Origin of the sequence: Streptomyces sp. NPDC097595 (assembly GCF_044761525.1) — a bacterium.
Taxonomy (GTDB): Bacteria; Actinomycetota; Actinomycetes; order Streptomycetales; family Streptomycetaceae; genus Streptomyces; species Streptomyces drozdowiczii_A.
Genome location: NZ_JBIWCN010000017.1, coordinates 58,589 through 73,554 on the forward strand (window position 1 = coordinate 58,589; position 14,966 = coordinate 73,554).

The following is a 14,966-nucleotide window of genomic DNA, read 5'->3' on the forward strand; positions in this document are numbered from 1 at the left end:
GCCATGCGAAACTTTTCACATGAGCCATGGCCGCGCACCCCGACGCCGCTTCACGCTGCTCGCCGCCCCCCTGGCGGCCGCCGCCCTCGCCGTCACGCTGACCGCGTGCGACTCCGGCAGCAAGACCAGCGGCGGCGGCGACACCAACTTCGTCACGGGCAGCGGCGGCATCGCCACCGCGCCCAAGGGCGAGCGCACCGACGCGCCGGAGCTCGACGGCGAGACCGTGGACGGCAAGCAGCTCGATCTCGCCGACTACAAGGGCAAGGTCATCGTCCTCAACGCCTGGGGCTCCTGGTGCGCCCCCTGCCGGCTCGAAGCGAAGTACTTCAAGCAGGTCGCCGAGGACACGAAGGACAAGGGCGTGCAGTTCGTGGGCATCAACACCCGCGACAACTCCAAGAGCAACGCCGTGGAGTTCGAGAAGAGCCACGGGACGCCCTACCCCAGCTTCTACGACCGGACCGGCAAGCTCCTGCTGCGCTTCCCCAAGGGAACCTTCAGGCTCCAGTCCATCCCGTCGACCGTCGTCATCGACCGGGACGGCAAGCTCGCCGCCCGTTTCGTGGGCCCGATGGACGACACCGATCTGCACAAGATGCTCGACCCGCTGATCGCGGAGAAGTGATCAGGTGAGCACCCTCGCCGCCGCCATGCAGAACAACACCGTGCTCAACGGTGCCCTGCTGGTCGCCCTGCCCATCGCCCTGCTCGGCGGGCTCGTCTCCTTCTTCTCGCCCTGCGTCCTGCCGCTCGTCCCCGGCTACCTCAGCTACGTCACCGGGGTCAGCGGCGCCGACCTCGCCGAGGCCCGGCGCGGCCGGATGGTCGCGGGCGCCTCGCTGTTCGTCGTCGGCTTCACCGCCGTCTTCGTCTCCGGCGGCGCCCTCTTCGGCTACTTCGGCGACACCCTCCAGGCCAACAGCGGACCCCTCACGAAGGTGCTCGGGGTGCTGATGATCCTCATGGGCGCCTTCTTCATGGGCCTCATGCCGTGGATGACGCAGCGCGAATTCCGTATCCACCGGAAGCCGGTGACCGGCCTGGTGGGCGCCCCGCTGCTCGGCGCCCTCTTCGGCATCGGCTGGACCCCGTGCCTCGGGCCCACGCTCAGCTCGGTGTCCATCCTCGCGATGAACCAGGGCACCGCGGGACGCGGCGCCATACTGACCGTGGCCTACTGCCTGGGCCTGGGCATCCCCTTCGTGCTCGCCGCCGTCGCCTTCCGCAAGGCCCTCGGCGCGTTCGGCTGGGTCAAGCGCCACTACGCCTGGGTCATGCGCATCGGCGGCGGAATGATGATCGTGACCGGGCTGCTCCTGCTCACAGGTGCGTGGGGCAGCATGATGCAGGAACTACAGGGCTGGTCGGACGGCTTCCAGGTGGGGATCTGAGTACCAATGAGCAACACCACCTCCAACCCCTCCCAGGAGCGGGACCAGGAGAACGCAGCTGAGCTCGGCGCCGCCGGCTCCCAGCTCTCCACCGCCCCCCGCGAGGAGACCCTGGCGAACCTCCCCGTCATGGGTGTCATCGGCTGGATCCGCTGGTTCTGGCGCCAGCTCACCTCCATGCGGGTCGCGCTGATCCTGCTCTTCCTGCTCTCCCTCGGCGCCATCCCCGGCTCACTGATCCCGCAGAACAGCGTGGACGAGCTGAAGGTGCAGACGTTCAAGGACGCGCACACCCTCGTCACGCCGATCTACGAGAAGCTCCAGTTCTTCGACGTCTACAGCTCGGTGTGGTTCTCCGCGATCTACATCCTGCTGTTCGTCTCGCTCATCGGCTGCATCGTCCCGCGCACCGCCACCTTCGTCGGCCAGCTCCGCAGCCGCCCGCCGGGCGCCCCCAAGCGCCTCACCCGGCTGCCCGCGTACACCACCTGGCGCACCGAGGCCGACCCGGAGAAGGTCCACGAGGCCGCGCTCGCGATCGTCCGCAAGCGCCGCTACCGGGCCCACCTCGCCGGTGACGCCGTCGCCGCCGAGAAGGGCTACCTCCGCGAGGCCGGCAACCTGATCTTCCACATCGCGCTCATCGTGATGCTCGTCGCCTTCGCCTGGGGCCAGCTCTTCAAGTACGAGGGCGCCAAGCTGGTCGTCGAGGGTGACGGCTTCTCCAACACGATCACCCAGTACGACAACTTCAAGTCCGGCTCGCTGTACGACGACGAGTCGCTGACCCCGTTCAGCTTCACCCTGGACGACTTCGTCGGCACGTACGAGCGCAAGGGGCCGCAGATCGGCACCCCGCGTACGTACGAGGCGCGCGTGACCTTCTCCGACGGCGCGTACGGCAAGCCGGAGAAGAGGGTCATCAAGGTCAACGAACCCCTCGTCGTCAACGGCACCAAGGTCTACCTCAACGCCCACGGCTACGCGCCCGTCGTCTCCGTCAAGGACGGCCGGGGCAAGGAGGTCTACAAGGCCGCCGTGCCGCTGCTGCCGATCGACAACAACGTCACGTCGAGCGGCGCCATCAAGGTGCTCGACGGCTACCGGAACAAGAACGGCAAGACCGAGCAGCTGGGCTTCCAGGCGTTCTTCGTGCCGACCTTCGCGGGCAACGGCAAGGGCACGATGTTCTCGCAGTTCCCCGCCGCCGACTTCCCCGTCCTCGCGCTCAACGGCTACCACGGCTCCATCGGCGTCGACTCCGGCATCGCGCAGAACGTGTACCAGCTGGACACGAGCAAGATGAAGGAGTTCAAGGACGCCGACGGCAAGCAGCTCAAGCAGCGCCTCCTCGTCGGCGAGACGATGAAGCTGCCCGGCGGGGCCGGCTCCATCACCTTCGAGGGCCTCCAGGAGTGGGCGAGCTTCCAGATCTCCGAACAGCCCGCCAGCGGCTGGGCGCTCACCGGCGCCGTCGCCGCCATCGCCGGCCTCGCCGGCTCCCTGTTCATCCAGCGCCGACGCGTCTGGATCCGGGCCGTGCGCGGCGCCGACGGCGTCACCGTGGTCGAGATGGCCGGGCTCGGCCGCAGCGAGTCCGCGAAGCTTCCCGAGGAGCTGGCCGACCTCGCGGTCACGCTCAACGCCGAGGCGCCCACCGCGCCCGGCACCGACAGCGACGTCGCCGAGGCGTCCTCCGTAGAACCCGCCGAAGGGGCTGAGAAGTGAATCTCGCCGCCGCAACCAACGAGAATCTGGCACACACCAGCAATGTGCTGATCTATTCGTCGATGGCCGTGTACACCCTGGCCTTCTTCGCGCACATCGCGGAGTGGGTGTTCGGCAGCCGCAGCAAGGTCGGCCGCACCGCCGCCGAGCTGACCGCCGAGCAGGGCTCCGCCAGCACGGTGAAGGTCCAGGTCGCCGCGAAGGGCGGTTCGACCGCCGTACTGGAGCGGCCGAAGATCATCACCCGGTCCGCCACCGGTTCCCGGGACGTCCCGGACGGGCCCGGCGCCGCCGGCGGCACCTTCAAGGGCGACCTCTACGGGCGGATGGCGGTCTCGCTGACCGTCCTCGCGTTCCTGATCGAGGCCGGCGGCGTCGTCGCCCGCGCGCTGTCCGTGCAGCGCGCGCCCTGGGGCAACATGTACGAGTTCTCCGTCACCTTCTCCACGGTGGCGGTCGGCGCGTACCTGATCCTGCTCGCGCTGAAGAAGAACGTCCGCTGGATGGGCCTGATCCTGGTCACCGCCATCCTGCTGGACCTCGGCCTCGCGACCACGGTGCTCTACACCTCCAGCGACCAGCTGGTGCCCGCGCTCCACTCGTACTGGCTGTGGATCCACGTCTCCACCGCCATCATCTGCGGCGCCGTGTTCTTCATCGGCGGCATCGGCACCCTGATCTACCTCTTCCGCGACAGCTACGAGAACAAGATCGCGAACGGCGGGGAGCCGGGCTCCTTCGCCCACTCCGTGCTCTCCCGGATGCCGTCCGCGTCATCCCTCGACAAGTTCTCGTACCGGGTCAACGCGGCGGTCTTCCCGCTGTGGACGTTCACGATCATCGCGGGCGCGATCTGGGCGGGCGACGCCTGGGGCCGCTACTGGGGCTGGGACCCCAAGGAGGTCTGGTCCTTCATCACCTGGGTCGCGTACGCCGCCTACCTGCACGCCCGCGCCACCGCCGGCTGGAAGGGCCGCAAGGCCGCCTACCTGGCGCTGATCGCCTTCGGCTGCTGGATCTTCAACTACTACGGCGTCAACATCTTCGTCACCGGCAAGCACTCGTACGCCGGCGTCTGACGCACACCACGACACCGCCTGCCCGCCACCGGTCCGCCGGGGCGGGCAGCGGGCTTTCCCCGGGGGAGGGGCAGCGCATGACCATGCACGACGACCAGGTGGACGTGACCACCGAGACCGTCGCGGCCCTGATCCGCGAGCAGTTCCCCCAGTGGGCCGGCGAGGCCGTCCGCCCCCTGGCCTCCACCGGCACGATGAACACCATCTTCCGCATCGGCGACGGCCTCTCCGCACGCTTCCCGCTGCACCGCGCCGACCCCGCCGAGGCACTGGCCGCCCTGGAACAGGAGGCCCGGGCGGCCGCGGAGCTGGCACGGGCCACCCGCTTCCCCGTCCCCGAGCCCGTCGCCCTCGGCGCGCCCGGAGCCGGCTACCCCATGCCCTGGGCCGTCCAGACCTGGCTCCCGGGGACCAACGCCTTCGACGCCGACCCGGCCGCGTCCGACGCCTTCGCCCAGGACCTCGCGGACTTCGTCGCCGGCCTCCGCGAGGCCGCCACGCACGGGCGGACCTTCAGCGGCGGGGGGCGCGGCGGGGTGATCGCCGACCACGACGGCTGGATGGCCACGTGCTTCGAGGGGAGCGAGGGCCTGCTCGACGTGGCCCCGCTGCGCGCGCTGTGGACCGGCTTCCGGGAGCTGCCGCGCACGGCCCCCGACGTGATGAACCACGGCGACCTGATCCCCGGCAACGTCCTGGTCCTGGGCGACCGGCTCGGCGGCGTCCTCGACACCGGCGGCTTCGGCCCGGCCGACCCGGCGCTGGACCTGGTGGCCGCCTGGCACCTGCTGGGCCCGGGGCCGCGCGAGGTGTTCCGGCGCGCGCTGGGCTGCGACGACCTGGACTGGGAGCGCGGCCGGGCCTGGGCGTTCGAGCAGGCGATGGGCCTGGTCTGGTACTACGCGGAGAGCAACCCGCCGATGAGCACCCTGGGCCACCGCACACTGGCCCGGATCCTGGACCCGGGACGGGCCGGTTAAAGAGCCCGGATAAGGCTTGGTGGTGGGCGCATTCCAAGGCTTACGCTCCCGGCCATGACCAAATTCGTCGTCACGGTGTGCCTGCCGCCGACCGCGCCTCGGAAGGTTCCCCAGGCGGTGGCTGCGGCCATGGCGCCCTATGACGCCAACCTCACCGCGGAGTGGAATCCGGTGGGCCACTGGGACTGGTGGGCCATCCGCGCCGGCGTGGGCAGCGCCTACCTGGTGTTGCCGCCCCACGATGGCGACCGCAGGCTCGTCACGGCCACAACCGTCCCGCGCAGGAAGGCCAAGCTCGATCCCCTGGGACCGCTGGAATGCTACGGCGGGCCTCGGGGCCTGCTCGACTTCGACGGTATGCGGCAACGAGCGGCACGTAGGCACGATGCCCTGCTCGCCGCTTGGACGGAGCTGGCCGCGGTACACCCACCGGCCCTGCCACTCGTCGACTTCGTTGCCCGCCACGAGGCGGATCCCGAAAGTTACTCCCCGGCAGACGCCAGAAGGGATCATCTGGCCCAGCCGCTGGTGCAGGACGTTGCTCAGCGGGCCGTCAGGGGAGACCAGCACTTCGGCAGGTCATTCCTGCTGAACGACCCGGTCGCGTACTTCGCGCGGGAACACGAGGAAGCCCGGCAGTGGTCGGTCCGGTGCGCCATACCCGAATTCGCCTTGATCACCCTCGACGGGGCGTGGACGGACGCGGACACGGACGGCTATCTGGATCAAGCCAACCGCTACCTCGACGACCTCGACGCGGAGGCCGTCGTCATCGGCTTGCTCTGTCACTCCTGAGTTCGGTGCGGCGTCTGCGGAGTGAGGCGCAGGGCCTAGGCAGCGCCCTCCGCGCCTTCCGTGCCGTTCTCGCGGCGCTTCAGCTCGTCCTCGCGGCGGCGGAGGTCCGCCTCCCAGTCCTTGAGCAGGGCCTCGTCGTTCTTGTTCTCTTCCTTCAGCGACTTCAGGAAGTCCGGGTTGTCGTCCGGGGCCACCCACTGCTGACGGTGGTTGCGGTGCCACTCGGAGGGCGTACGGCCTCCGGCGGGTGCCTGGCGGACCTTGCCCGCGGCGAGCCAGACGATCGGGCCGACGATCCAGAACAGCAGGATGATGAAGACCCAGGCGATCTTCGGCAGGTGCTTGGCCTCGTCCTCCGGGGTGTTCAGGCAGTCGATGAACGCGAAGATCGTCAGCGCCAGCGGCAGAAGGTAGATCAAGGCCCGGAGCATGGTGGAAAGATCCCCCCGAGGAGAGTTGGCGGGGCAATACCCCGCCCCGGTGAAGCGCCAAGAGTAGCGGGTGTCATTTACGTCCCACGGCGAGCAGGTGGGAACTGGCGGCGAGCAGGTCCGGGTACGGTTCGGCCATGCGGGCGGCCGCCAGCGCGGAGGCGAACAGGCGCGATCCGACCAGGGATTCCCCCGTGTGGCGCTCGGTCGCTTTCAGGAGGGCCCAGGTGGGTCCCTCGACGCCGTACACCCGGGTCTCGGTGAGGCCGGCCTCGCGCATTTCGGCGTCCAGCTCGGCACCCGTGTGGAAGTGGGCTTCGGTGAAACCCTTCTTCCCGTCGTGCGATCCGGTGTCCAGGATCTTGGCGATGCCCTGCTGGAGCGAGTCGCGGTCCAGGTGGGCGAGGGCGGTGTGCTCGAAGAGCGAGGCGTAGCGGTTGATACCGGCGGCGGCGACGAGCCCGCCGGGCCGGACCACGCGGTATGCCTCCGCCAGGGCGGTCTTCCGGTCGGCGGCTTCCACGAGGTGGTAGAGCGGGCCGAGGACCAGGACGACGTCGTACGAGTCATCGGCCGCGCTCAGGTCTCGGGCGTCCCCCAGCTCGACGCTGCACCCGGAGCCCTCGGCTTCCGCGATGTGTCGTTGCACGGGGTCCACGAGATGGACGCGGTAGCCGTCTGCGGACAGCCATCGGGCGTGGGCGCCGGGGCCGCCGCCGACATCGAGTACGGAAGCCGGGGCGGCCGGCAGGTGTCGGCGGAGCAGCTCCTGGGTGCGGACCATCTCCAGGACTCCGTCAGCGGGGCCGGACAGCCGTTCGGACTCGTTGATCGTGGACGTATAGAACGCAAGGATTCCTGAAGGGACTTGGTATGCCGTCATGAGACCGTCCTGTTCCGGGCCGAAGCCGAGGCGGGTGCATCCCTCGGCTAACCTAACCGGTTGACCTGTCCAGCTACCAGGAGATCACAGTGCCGCAATTGAAGTACGAGCAGATCGCGGAGTCCCTGCGCGCGAGGATCTCGGACGGCGAGTTCGGGCCGGGTGACCTGCTGCCTTCGGGGCGCGACCTGTGCGAGCAGTGGTCGGTCTCGCGTGCCACCGTCATCAAGGCGATGGACGTGTTGCGCGGTGACGGGCTCGTCGTTGCCCGGCAGGGTTCGGGTTTCACCGTGGTGGAGACTCCTGTGGCGAGGCCGGCCGGGCGGCGTTCCGCCGGATCGACGCGTGTGTCGGGCGGGCGGCCGTTCAGGCGTCTGGGGGTGCCGGAGAAGGAGAAGCCGCCCACGAGGATCGCGGACGCGATGGGGCTCGGTGCCGGGCAACTCGCCCTTCGCCGGGATCGGCTGGTGCTGCTCGACGACGGCTCGCCGCTGTCGCTGGTCACGGCCTGGTTCCCGGAGGACGTGGCGGATGCCTGCCCGAAGCTGGCGCAGAAAGGACCGATCCCGGAGGGGACCACGCATTACGTGGCGCGGATGACCGGCCGGTCGCCCGCCCGGGGAACGGACGTGACCTCAGTGCGTCTCGCCTCCGACAACGAGGCCGGGAGCCTCGGGCTCGACATGCCTGCCGCCCTCGCGGTCGTCCTGCACGTAGCGAGCGACGGCGACGGCCGTGTCCTCGTGTGCGAGGAGGGCGTGACGCCGGCTCACCTCTGGGAGCAGGTGGAGAGCTACCCGATGGGTGGAAGCGTCGGCGAATAGCTTGACTGGACCGGTCAACCGGTCCAATCTCGGCTCATGAGTACTTCGGAGCACACCGATTTCCTCCATGCCCGGTTACTTCCGTGGACCCGGCCCGACGGTGGGCCCTGCTATCTGCAGACCGACGGCCACGGCTACGTGTCGCGCGTCGCGGACGAGATGGAGGCCGTGCAGCTCAGCATGGGCGCCGAAGTCCTCGACTGTGCCAAGCCGAACATCGCCGCCGCCGGATCGACGGTCGCAGAGCTGCGTTTCGCCGCCGCGAGGCTCGCCGAGTGTCTGACGGACGCGCTGCGGATCTCGGAAAGCAGGGGCATGCGGCTGCGGTGCGGCGAGGCGGCGGCGGAGTCTGCCGAGCCGGCGGTCAACGGCTGACGCGGGGAGCCCTGACGGCCGCCGCCGGGGAGGATGACAAACTTGTCCCCATGGCTTACGACGATCTGCGATCCCTCCTCCGGGCTCTGGAGCGCGAGGGCGAGCTCAAGCGCATCAAGGCCGAGGTCGACCCCTATCTGGAGGTCGGTGAGATCGTCGACCGGGTGAACAAGGCCGGCGGGCCCGCGCTGCTCTTCGAGAACGTCAAGGGGTCCTCGATGCCCCTGGCCATGAACGTCTTCGGGACCGACAAGCGGCTGCTCAAGGCGCTCGGGCTGAAGTCCTACGGCGAGATCAGCGAGAAGATCGGCGGGCTGCTCAGGCCCGAGCTGCCGCACGGGTTCGTCGGGGTGCGGGAGGCCTTCGGGAAGCTCGGGTCGATGGTGCACGTGCCGCCGAAGAAGGTGAAGGGCGAGAACGCGCCCGTCCAGGAGGTCGTCCTCACCGGTGACGACGTGGACCTGGACCAGCTGCCCGCGCTGTTCACCTGGCCCAAGGACGGCGGCTCCTTCTTCAACCTGGGGCTCACGCACACCAAGCACCCCGAGACCGGCATCCGCAACCTCGGGCTCTACCGGCTCCAGCGGCACGACCGGCGCACCATCGGGATGCACTGGCAGATCCACAAGGACAGCCGCAACCACTACCAGGTCGCCGCCCGGCGCGGGGAGCGGCTGCCCGTCGCCATCGCGTTCGGCGCGCCGCCCGCCGTGACGTACGCCTCCACCGCGCCGCTGCCCGAGGACATCGACGAGTACATGTTCGCCGGGTTCCTCCAGGGCAAGCGGATCGAGATGGTCGACTGCAAGACCGTGCCGCTCCAGGTGCCGGCCAACGCCGAGGTCGTCATCGAAGGCTGGCTGGAGCCCGGCAAGACGCTGCCCGAGGGGCCGTTCGGCGACCACACCGGGTTCTACACCCCGCAGGAACCGTTCCCCGCACTGACGATCGACTGCGTCACCATGCGGAAGCGGCCGCTGCTCCAGTCCATCGTGGTCGGCCGGCCGCCGACCGAGGACGGGCCGCTCGGGCGGGCCACCGAACGCTTCTTCCTGCCGCTGCTCAAGATCATCGTCCCGGACATCGTGGACTACCACCTGCCGGAGTCCGGCGGCTTCCACAACTGCGCGATCGTCTCGATCGACAAGAAGTACCCGAAGCACGCGCAGAAGGTGATGAGCGCGATCTGGGGCGCGCACATGATGTCCCTGACGAAGCTGATCGTCGTCGTGGACTCGGACTGCGACGTCCACGACCTGCACGAGGTGTCCTGGCGGGCCCTCGGCAACACGGACTACGCCCGCGACCTGGTGGTCACCGAGGGCCCCGTCGATCACCTCGACCACGCCTCGTACCAGCAGTTCTGGGGCGGCAAGGCGGGCATCGACGCGACGCGGAAGTGGCCCGAGGAGGGGTACACGCGGGACGGGGGCTGGCCGGACATGGTCGAGTCGGACCCGGAGACGGCGGCGATGGTCGACCGCCGGTGGAAGGAGTACGGGCTGTGAGCGCCGCAGAAGCGACCCTGGGGTCAGGGCCCGCGCAACCGAGCAGCAAGGTGAAAGCCTTCCTGCGGCTCGTGATGATCGAGCACTCCGTCTTCGCGCTGCCCTTCGCGTACATCGCCGCCCTGACGGCGATGTACGGGGTGGACGAGAGCATCCACTGGGGCACGCTGCTGCTCGTGACCGTCGCGATGGTCGGGCTGCGGACGTTCGCGATGGCCGCGAACCGGATCATCGACCGCGAGATCGACGCCCGCAATCCGCGTACCGCGGGGCGTGAGCTGGTGACCGGCGCGGTGTCCGTGAAGTCGGCGTGGACGGGGGCGCTCGTCGCCGTCGTCGTGTTCCTCGGGGCCGCCGCCCTGCTGAACCCGCTCTGCCTGGCGCTGGCGCCGGTCGCGGTGATCCCGATGGTGGTCTACCCGTACGGCAAGCGGTTCACGAACTTCCCGCACGCGATCCTGGGGCTCGCCCAGGCGATGGGCCCGGTCGGGGCCTGGATCGCGGTGACCGGCAGCTGGTCGGGGGACGCGGTCATCCTGGGGCTCGCCGTCGGCATCTGGATCGGCGGCTTCGACCTGATCTTCGCCTGCCAGGACGTGCAGGCCGACCGGGCGCACGGGGTGCTGTCCTTCCCGGCGCGCTTCGGTATCCCGGCCGCGCTGTGGGGCGCGCGGGTGTGCCACGTGGTGACGACGGGCCTGCTGGTCTGGTTCGGCCTCGCCACGGACGCGGAGGTCTTCTACTGGATCGGCATGGTGATCGTCTCGGTCGCCTTCGTGTACGAGCACCGGGTGGTGCGGCCGCACGACCTGTCCCGGCTGAACCGCGCGTTCTTCTCGGTCAACGGTTTCATCGGGATCGCGCTGTTCGTGTGCGCGCTGCTGGATCTGGTGGTGCGCGGGCTCACGGTGTGAGCGGTCCCGGATAGGCTCGGGGGTGTGGATTCCCGGTCTTCAGTGAGTCAGCAGCGGCGAATGCCTTGGATTGTCGGGGTTTCCGGCGCTTCGGGTACGCCTTTCGCCGCCGCGGTGCTGCGTGGGTTGCTGGCGGCGGGGGAGAGCGTGGACCTGGTCGTGAGCCGGGCCTCGCGGCTGACGCTGCTCGACGAGACCGGGATCGCCTATCGCGACGCGCACTGGCGCGAGGACCTGGCGGCCTGGCTGGCGCGGGGTGCGGACGGCAAGCCGGAGACCTTCGACGTGGACCTGTCGGGCGTACGCCACTGGGCGGCCGGTGATCTGGCCGCGGGTCCGTCCTCGGGGTCGTACCCGGCGAAGGGGATGCTGATCGTCCCGGCCTCGACGGCGTGCGTGGCGGGGGTGGCGCTCGGGCTGTCGAAGGACCTGTTGCAGCGGGCGGCGAGCGTGACGCTCAAGGAGCGGCGGAAGCTGGTGGTCGCGGTCCGGGAGACGCCGTTGAGCGGGCAGACGCTGAAGCAGCTGGTGGCCCTGGACGAGGCGGGCGCGGTCGTGCTGCCCGCCTCGCCGGGCTTTTACGCGGGGGCGACGCACATCCAGGATCTGGTGGACTTCGTCGGGGGGCGGGTGCTGGACGCGGCGGGTGTGCCGCACGGGCTGTACCGCCGCTGGGAGGGGGAGCTGGGTGGCGGCTCCCCGGGCTGACCGGGTGATCCGGGCTTTCCGGAGGGTCAGCGCTTCTTGGGCGCGCGCCGGGGGCCGCGGGTGCGGTCGACCCGGAGGGCGGCGGCGGGGTGGTGGGCACGCGAGCGGTTGGCCAGGTCCTGAAGCTCGCGCATCCGCGCGTAGGCCATCTCGATCGTGTACACGGTGTCGTCACTTCTGAAGATTCGTAAGCGATTTTTGGTTGTGCGAGAAGATTTGCAGGCTCTAACGCCTGCACGCCTTCGATTCTACACGTAGACTTGCGGTACTGCTGAACAATGGAAGGTTTCAGTCATATGGACGCGGTGGACAGGCAGCTCATCCAGGCCCTCCGGGAGAACGGCAGGGCCTCGTACGCCGAGCTCGGGCGGCTCGTCGGGCTCTCCGGGCCCAGCGTCACCGACCGCATCAACCGGCTGGAATCCGCCGGTGTCATCACGGGCTACCGCGCCACCGTCAACGCGGCCTCGCTCGGCCTCGGCGTCACGGCCCTCATCGGTATCTCGCTCTCCGACGCCGCCGACCACGAGGACGTGGCGCACCGGCTGAAGGACCTCGCGGAGATCGAGGACGCCTGGTTCATCGCGGGCGACGACTCGTACATGCTCAAGGTCCGCGTGGGCGACGTGGACGGCCTGGAGAAGACGATCCGCCGCCTCAGCTCCACCAAGGGCGTCTCGCGCACCCGTACCACCATCGTGCTCTCCACCAAGTGGGAGAACCGGGTCGGAGACCTCCCCGAGGAGAGCTAGGCGTACGGTGGCAAGGTTCGGTACGGCGAGGAATTGAGGAGCACTGGTGGACGCGGGACTCAAGCGCGAGCTGGAGCAGAAGGTCGAAGCCGGTGAGCGGCTGAGCCGTGAGGACGGGATCGCGCTCTACGAGTCCGACGACCTGGCCTGGCTCGGCGGGCTGGCCCACCAGGTGCGTACGCGCAAGAACGGCGACGTCGTCCACTTCAACGTCAACCGTCACCTCAACATGACCAACGTGTGCACCGCCTCGTGCGCGTACTGCTCCTTCCAGCGCAAGCCGGGGGAGAAGGACGCGTACACGATGCGCATCGAGGAGGCGGTGAAGCTCGCCAAGGCGATGGAGGGCGAGAACCTCACCGAGCTGCACATCGTCAACGGGCTGCACCCCTCCCTGCCGTGGCGCTACTACCCGCGCTCGCTGAGCGCGCTGAAGGAAGCGCTGCCGCAGGTCTCGCTGAAGGCGTTCACCGCCACCGAGATCCACCACTTCGAGACCATCTCCAAGCTCTCCGCCTCGGAGATCCTGGACGAGCTGATCGAGGCCGGTCTCGAATCGCTGACCGGCGGCGGCGCGGAGATCTTCGACTGGGAGGTCCGCCAGCACATCGTGGACCACAACACCCACTGGGAGGACTGGTCGCGGATCCACCGGCTCGCCCACGAGAAGGGGCTGAAGACGCCGGCGACCATGCTGTACGGGCACATCGAGGAGCCCCGGCACCGCGTCGACCACGTGCTGCGGCTGCGTGAGCTCCAGGACGAGACCGGCGGCTTCCAGGTCTTCATCCCGCTGCGCTACCAGCACGACTTCGTGGACATGAAGGACGGCAAGGTCCGCAACAAGCTCCAGGCGCGGACCACGATGGCGAGCGGCGCCGAGGCGCTGAAGACCTTCGCCGTCTCCCGGCTGCTGTTCGACAACGTGCCGCACGTCAAGGTGTTCTGGGTGATGCACGGCGTGCAGACCGCGCAGCTCGCGCTCCAGCACGGCGCGGACGACATGGACGGCTCGGTCGTCGAGTACAAGATCACGCACGACGCGGACAACTACGGCACGCCGAACAAGCTGACCCGTGAGGACCTGCTCGACCTGATCCGCGACGCGGGCTTCCAGCCCGTCGAGCGCAACACCCGGTACGAGATCATCCGCGAGTACCCGGGCCCGGACGCGGAGCGGCGCGAGTCGCCGCAGCCGATGCGGGTCTGACCCGGCGCGCGCCCGCGCGCGCGACGCTGCACGTACGAAAGCTCCGGCCACCGTCCCCGGCCGGAGCTTTCTCGCGTTCCGGACCCTGGTTGAACCAGCAAGCTGTAATAGTTAATCTGCACCTATGGCTCTTACATTCGAGGTGGACCCGGCATTCGACCGCCCCGTGCGCGACGGCATCGTCACGCTCTGGGCCGATGTCTCCAACGCGGGCGGCGCGGTGGGCTTCGTACCGCCGGTGTCGGAGGAGGACGTCCGGCCGGACCTGCTCAAGCACCAGGTGGCCCTGACCGAGGGGCGGACCCGGCTGATCGTCGGCCGCGACGAGGAGGGGCGCGTCGCCGCCACCGCGTTCCTGACGTTCAACCAGCACCGGCTGATGCGGCACTGGCTGTGGGCGTACACCGTGATGGTCCACCCCCGCCACCAGGGCAAGGGGTACGGCCGCGACCTGATGGCCGTCGTCGCGGACACGGCGCGCGCCATCGGGGGCATCGAGGCGATCCGGCTCACCTGCCGGGGCGGCACCGGCGCCGACCGCTTCTACGCCGCCTGCGGCTACAAGGAGGTCGGGCGCGTCCCCGGGGCGATCCGGGTGGCCGAGGGCGATGACCGGGACGACATCTTCATGCTGCTGCCGCTGGGCTGAGCGCCCGGGACGCGGCCCAGCGAATCGATCGATTGCGGGGCATGCTTCACTGGTCGGGCAGGACTGTCGTACGTAGAGAGAAGGCCAGCTGTGTCCGCTGCCAAGCCGAGCGCAACGATCCGGTACACCGCGATGCGTCTCAGCATCTTCGTCGGCTGCCTCGTCGTCGCCGCCATCGCCGTCCACTTCGGAGCGGTGCCGTCCGGGGTCGGGGGGTCCAACGTCGTCTGGGTCGTCCTGCTCGCCCTGGTGGTGTCCGCGCCGCTCAGCTTCGTCCTGCTGCGCAAGCAGCGCGACGAGATGTCCGAGCAGATCGTCTCCTCGGTCGACCGTGCCAAGGCCCGCCTGGAGGCCAACCGCACGCGCGAGGACGGCGCCACCTCATAAGGGGAACGTAAGCTCCGTCACACCCCGCACCTTTTTCCGTCGAACCCCAGCGCGGGAGCAGCCGCTCCTGTACTGGGGTTTTTCGTGTCTCCAGGCGGAGTTGGGGATTTCGGGGCAGTCGACGGCGGGTGCGGAGCGCTCTCCCGTACCAAAGAAGACCTTTGAGGTTCTCAAAGTTCAAGTGTTAACGTGTTCGACATGAAGACTGATGTGCGCCTCCGATCTGCCACGAGCGTCCCGCTCGTGGAGCGCCTTCACGTCGATCTCTGCCGCTGTATGTCCGCGGTCTGTTGCCGCAACGTCTGATACCGGCACCATGCAGCGGCGCCGCCCCCGACGCGGGCGCCGC

General features: G+C 69.2%; 18 protein-coding genes. 15 read left to right on the forward strand and 3 right to left on the reverse strand.

Going from position 1 to position 14,966, the window contains the following annotated elements; translation table 11 throughout:
- Positions 1-19: 19 nt before the first annotated feature.
- From ACIQZN_RS24670 to ACIQZN_RS24695, 6 genes are all read left to right on the forward strand, one after another.
- A complete protein-coding gene (locus ACIQZN_RS24670) occupies positions 20-628 on the forward strand; it encodes a TlpA family protein disulfide reductase (RefSeq protein ID WP_403997777.1) in 609 nt (202 codons plus the stop codon).
- A 25-nt stretch (positions 629-653) separates the two neighbouring features.
- Positions 654-1,394 (forward strand): cytochrome c biogenesis CcdA family protein, encoded by a 741-nt coding sequence (locus ACIQZN_RS24675; RefSeq protein ID WP_403998113.1) that lies wholly within the window; start codon positions 654-656, stop codon positions 1,392-1,394.
- Between the two features lie 6 nt (positions 1,395-1,400).
- Positions 1,401-3,122, forward strand: coding sequence for a cytochrome c biogenesis protein ResB (locus ACIQZN_RS24680; RefSeq protein WP_403997780.1), 1,722 nt, complete (start codon positions 1,401-1,403; stop codon positions 3,120-3,122).
- Entirely contained in the window at positions 3,119-4,201 is a 1,083-nt protein-coding gene (gene ccsB, locus ACIQZN_RS24685; protein WP_403997783.1) for a c-type cytochrome biogenesis protein CcsB, read from the forward strand. Before ACIQZN_RS24680 ends, ccsB begins: the two co-directional genes overlap by 4 nt.
- 77 nt (positions 4,202-4,278) lie before the next feature.
- Positions 4,279-5,181, forward strand: coding sequence for an aminoglycoside phosphotransferase family protein (locus ACIQZN_RS24690; RefSeq protein ID WP_403997786.1), 903 nt, complete (start codon positions 4,279-4,281; stop codon positions 5,179-5,181).
- A gap of 54 nt (positions 5,182-5,235) precedes the next feature.
- Positions 5,236-5,976, forward strand: a complete 741-nt coding sequence (locus ACIQZN_RS24695) for a hypothetical protein (RefSeq protein WP_403997789.1) — start codon at positions 5,236-5,238, stop codon at positions 5,974-5,976.
- A 35-nt stretch (positions 5,977-6,011) separates the two neighbouring features.
- On the opposite strand, the gene ACIQZN_RS24700 is transcribed toward ACIQZN_RS24695, so the two are convergent.
- Together ACIQZN_RS24700 and ACIQZN_RS24705 are read right to left on the reverse strand one after the other, a co-directional pair.
- On the reverse strand, positions 6,012-6,407 hold the full coding sequence (locus ACIQZN_RS24700; RefSeq protein ID WP_403997792.1) for a PLD nuclease N-terminal domain-containing protein: 396 nt from the start codon (positions 6,405-6,407) through the stop codon (positions 6,012-6,014).
- Positions 6,408-6,480: 73 nt separating this feature from the next.
- Positions 6,481-7,290 (reverse strand): class I SAM-dependent methyltransferase, encoded by an 810-nt coding sequence (locus ACIQZN_RS24705; protein WP_403997794.1) that lies wholly within the window; start codon positions 7,288-7,290, stop codon positions 6,481-6,483.
- Between the two features lie 89 nt (positions 7,291-7,379).
- On the opposite strand from ACIQZN_RS24705, the gene ACIQZN_RS24710 reads away from it, so the two are divergent.
- Genes ACIQZN_RS24710 through ACIQZN_RS24730 form a run of 5 tightly spaced genes read left to right on the forward strand, consistent with a single transcriptional unit; the run spans position 7,380 to position 11,619 of the window.
- Positions 7,380-8,114 (forward strand): GntR family transcriptional regulator, encoded by a 735-nt coding sequence (locus ACIQZN_RS24710; protein WP_403997797.1) that lies wholly within the window; start codon positions 7,380-7,382, stop codon positions 8,112-8,114.
- 36 nt (positions 8,115-8,150) lie between these two features.
- Positions 8,151-8,489 carry a hypothetical protein gene (locus ACIQZN_RS24715; RefSeq protein WP_403997800.1) on the forward strand — a complete coding sequence of 113 codons (339 nt, stop codon included), beginning with the start codon at positions 8,151-8,153 and terminating at the stop codon, positions 8,487-8,489.
- Between the two features lie 50 nt (positions 8,490-8,539).
- Positions 8,540-9,997 carry a menaquinone biosynthesis decarboxylase gene (locus ACIQZN_RS24720; RefSeq protein WP_330312495.1) on the forward strand — a complete coding sequence of 486 codons (1,458 nt, stop codon included), beginning with the start codon at positions 8,540-8,542 and terminating at the stop codon, positions 9,995-9,997.
- On the forward strand, positions 9,994-10,911 hold the full coding sequence (mqnP, locus tag ACIQZN_RS24725; protein ID WP_403997803.1) for a menaquinone biosynthesis prenyltransferase MqnP: 918 nt from the start codon (positions 9,994-9,996) through the stop codon (positions 10,909-10,911). The genes ACIQZN_RS24720 and mqnP overlap by 4 nt, the downstream gene beginning before the upstream one ends.
- Positions 10,912-10,971: 60 nt before the next feature.
- Positions 10,972-11,619, forward strand: a complete 648-nt coding sequence (locus ACIQZN_RS24730) for a UbiX family flavin prenyltransferase (protein ID WP_403997806.1) — start codon at positions 10,972-10,974, stop codon at positions 11,617-11,619.
- A gap of 26 nt (positions 11,620-11,645) precedes the next feature.
- Here the strand turns inward: ACIQZN_RS24730 and ACIQZN_RS24735 are convergent, their stop codons facing one another.
- On the reverse strand, positions 11,646-11,783 hold the full coding sequence (locus ACIQZN_RS24735) for a hypothetical protein (protein ID WP_199879188.1): 138 nt from the start codon (positions 11,781-11,783) through the stop codon (positions 11,646-11,648).
- A 132-nt stretch (positions 11,784-11,915) separates the two neighbouring features.
- Here ACIQZN_RS24735 and ACIQZN_RS24740 point away from each other — a divergent pair, with 132 nt between their 5' ends.
- From ACIQZN_RS24740 to ACIQZN_RS24755, 4 genes are all read left to right on the forward strand, one after another.
- On the forward strand, positions 11,916-12,371 hold the full coding sequence (locus ACIQZN_RS24740; protein WP_199879187.1) for an Lrp/AsnC family transcriptional regulator: 456 nt from the start codon (positions 11,916-11,918) through the stop codon (positions 12,369-12,371).
- A gap of 46 nt (positions 12,372-12,417) precedes the next feature.
- Positions 12,418-13,581 carry an aminofutalosine synthase MqnE gene (mqnE, locus tag ACIQZN_RS24745; protein ID WP_403997810.1) on the forward strand — a complete coding sequence of 388 codons (1,164 nt, stop codon included), beginning with the start codon at positions 12,418-12,420 and terminating at the stop codon, positions 13,579-13,581.
- Positions 13,582-13,705: 124 nt separating this feature from the next.
- Complete coding sequence (locus tag ACIQZN_RS24750) at positions 13,706-14,230, forward strand: GNAT family N-acetyltransferase (RefSeq protein ID WP_403997812.1); 525 nt, start codon at positions 13,706-13,708, stop codon at positions 14,228-14,230.
- 132 nt (positions 14,231-14,362) lie between these two features.
- Positions 14,363-14,617 carry a DUF4229 domain-containing protein gene (locus ACIQZN_RS24755; RefSeq protein WP_403997815.1) on the forward strand — a complete coding sequence of 85 codons (255 nt, stop codon included), beginning with the start codon at positions 14,363-14,365 and terminating at the stop codon, positions 14,615-14,617.
- The last annotated feature ends 349 nt before the right edge of the window (positions 14,618-14,966 follow it).

Excerpts from the sequence above, each read along its gene's own strand:
- ACIQZN_RS24705 (WP_403997794.1), bottom strand. The coding sequence starts at position 7,290 with ATGACGGCATACCAAGTCCCTTCAGGAATCCTTGCGTTCTATACGTCC.
- ACIQZN_RS24720 (WP_330312495.1), top strand. The coding sequence starts at position 8,540 with ATGGCTTACGACGATCTGCGATCCCTCCTCCGGGCTCTGGAGCGCGAG.
- ACIQZN_RS24730 (WP_403997806.1), top strand. The coding sequence starts at position 10,972 with ATGCCTTGGATTGTCGGGGTTTCCGGCGCTTCGGGTACGCCTTTCGCC.
- ACIQZN_RS24675 (WP_403998113.1), top strand. The coding sequence starts at position 654 with ATGCAGAACAACACCGTGCTCAACGGTGCCCTGCTGGTCGCCCTGCCC.
- ACIQZN_RS24695 (WP_403997789.1), top strand. The coding sequence starts at position 5,236 with ATGACCAAATTCGTCGTCACGGTGTGCCTGCCGCCGACCGCGCCTCGG.
- ACIQZN_RS24740 (WP_199879187.1), top strand. The coding sequence starts at position 11,916 with ATGGACGCGGTGGACAGGCAGCTCATCCAGGCCCTCCGGGAGAACGGC.
- ACIQZN_RS24700 (WP_403997792.1), bottom strand. The coding sequence starts at position 6,407 with ATGCTCCGGGCCTTGATCTACCTTCTGCCGCTGGCGCTGACGATCTTC.
- ACIQZN_RS24690 (WP_403997786.1), top strand. The coding sequence starts at position 4,279 with ATGACCATGCACGACGACCAGGTGGACGTGACCACCGAGACCGTCGCG.
- ACIQZN_RS24680 (WP_403997780.1), top strand. The coding sequence starts at position 1,401 with ATGAGCAACACCACCTCCAACCCCTCCCAGGAGCGGGACCAGGAGAAC.
- ACIQZN_RS24670 (WP_403997777.1), top strand. The coding sequence starts at position 20 with ATGAGCCATGGCCGCGCACCCCGACGCCGCTTCACGCTGCTCGCCGCC.
- ACIQZN_RS24755 (WP_403997815.1), top strand. The coding sequence starts at position 14,363 with ATGCGTCTCAGCATCTTCGTCGGCTGCCTCGTCGTCGCCGCCATCGCC.
- ACIQZN_RS24750 (WP_403997812.1), top strand. The coding sequence starts at position 13,706 with ATGGCTCTTACATTCGAGGTGGACCCGGCATTCGACCGCCCCGTGCGC.
- ACIQZN_RS24715 (WP_403997800.1), top strand. The coding sequence starts at position 8,151 with ATGAGTACTTCGGAGCACACCGATTTCCTCCATGCCCGGTTACTTCCG.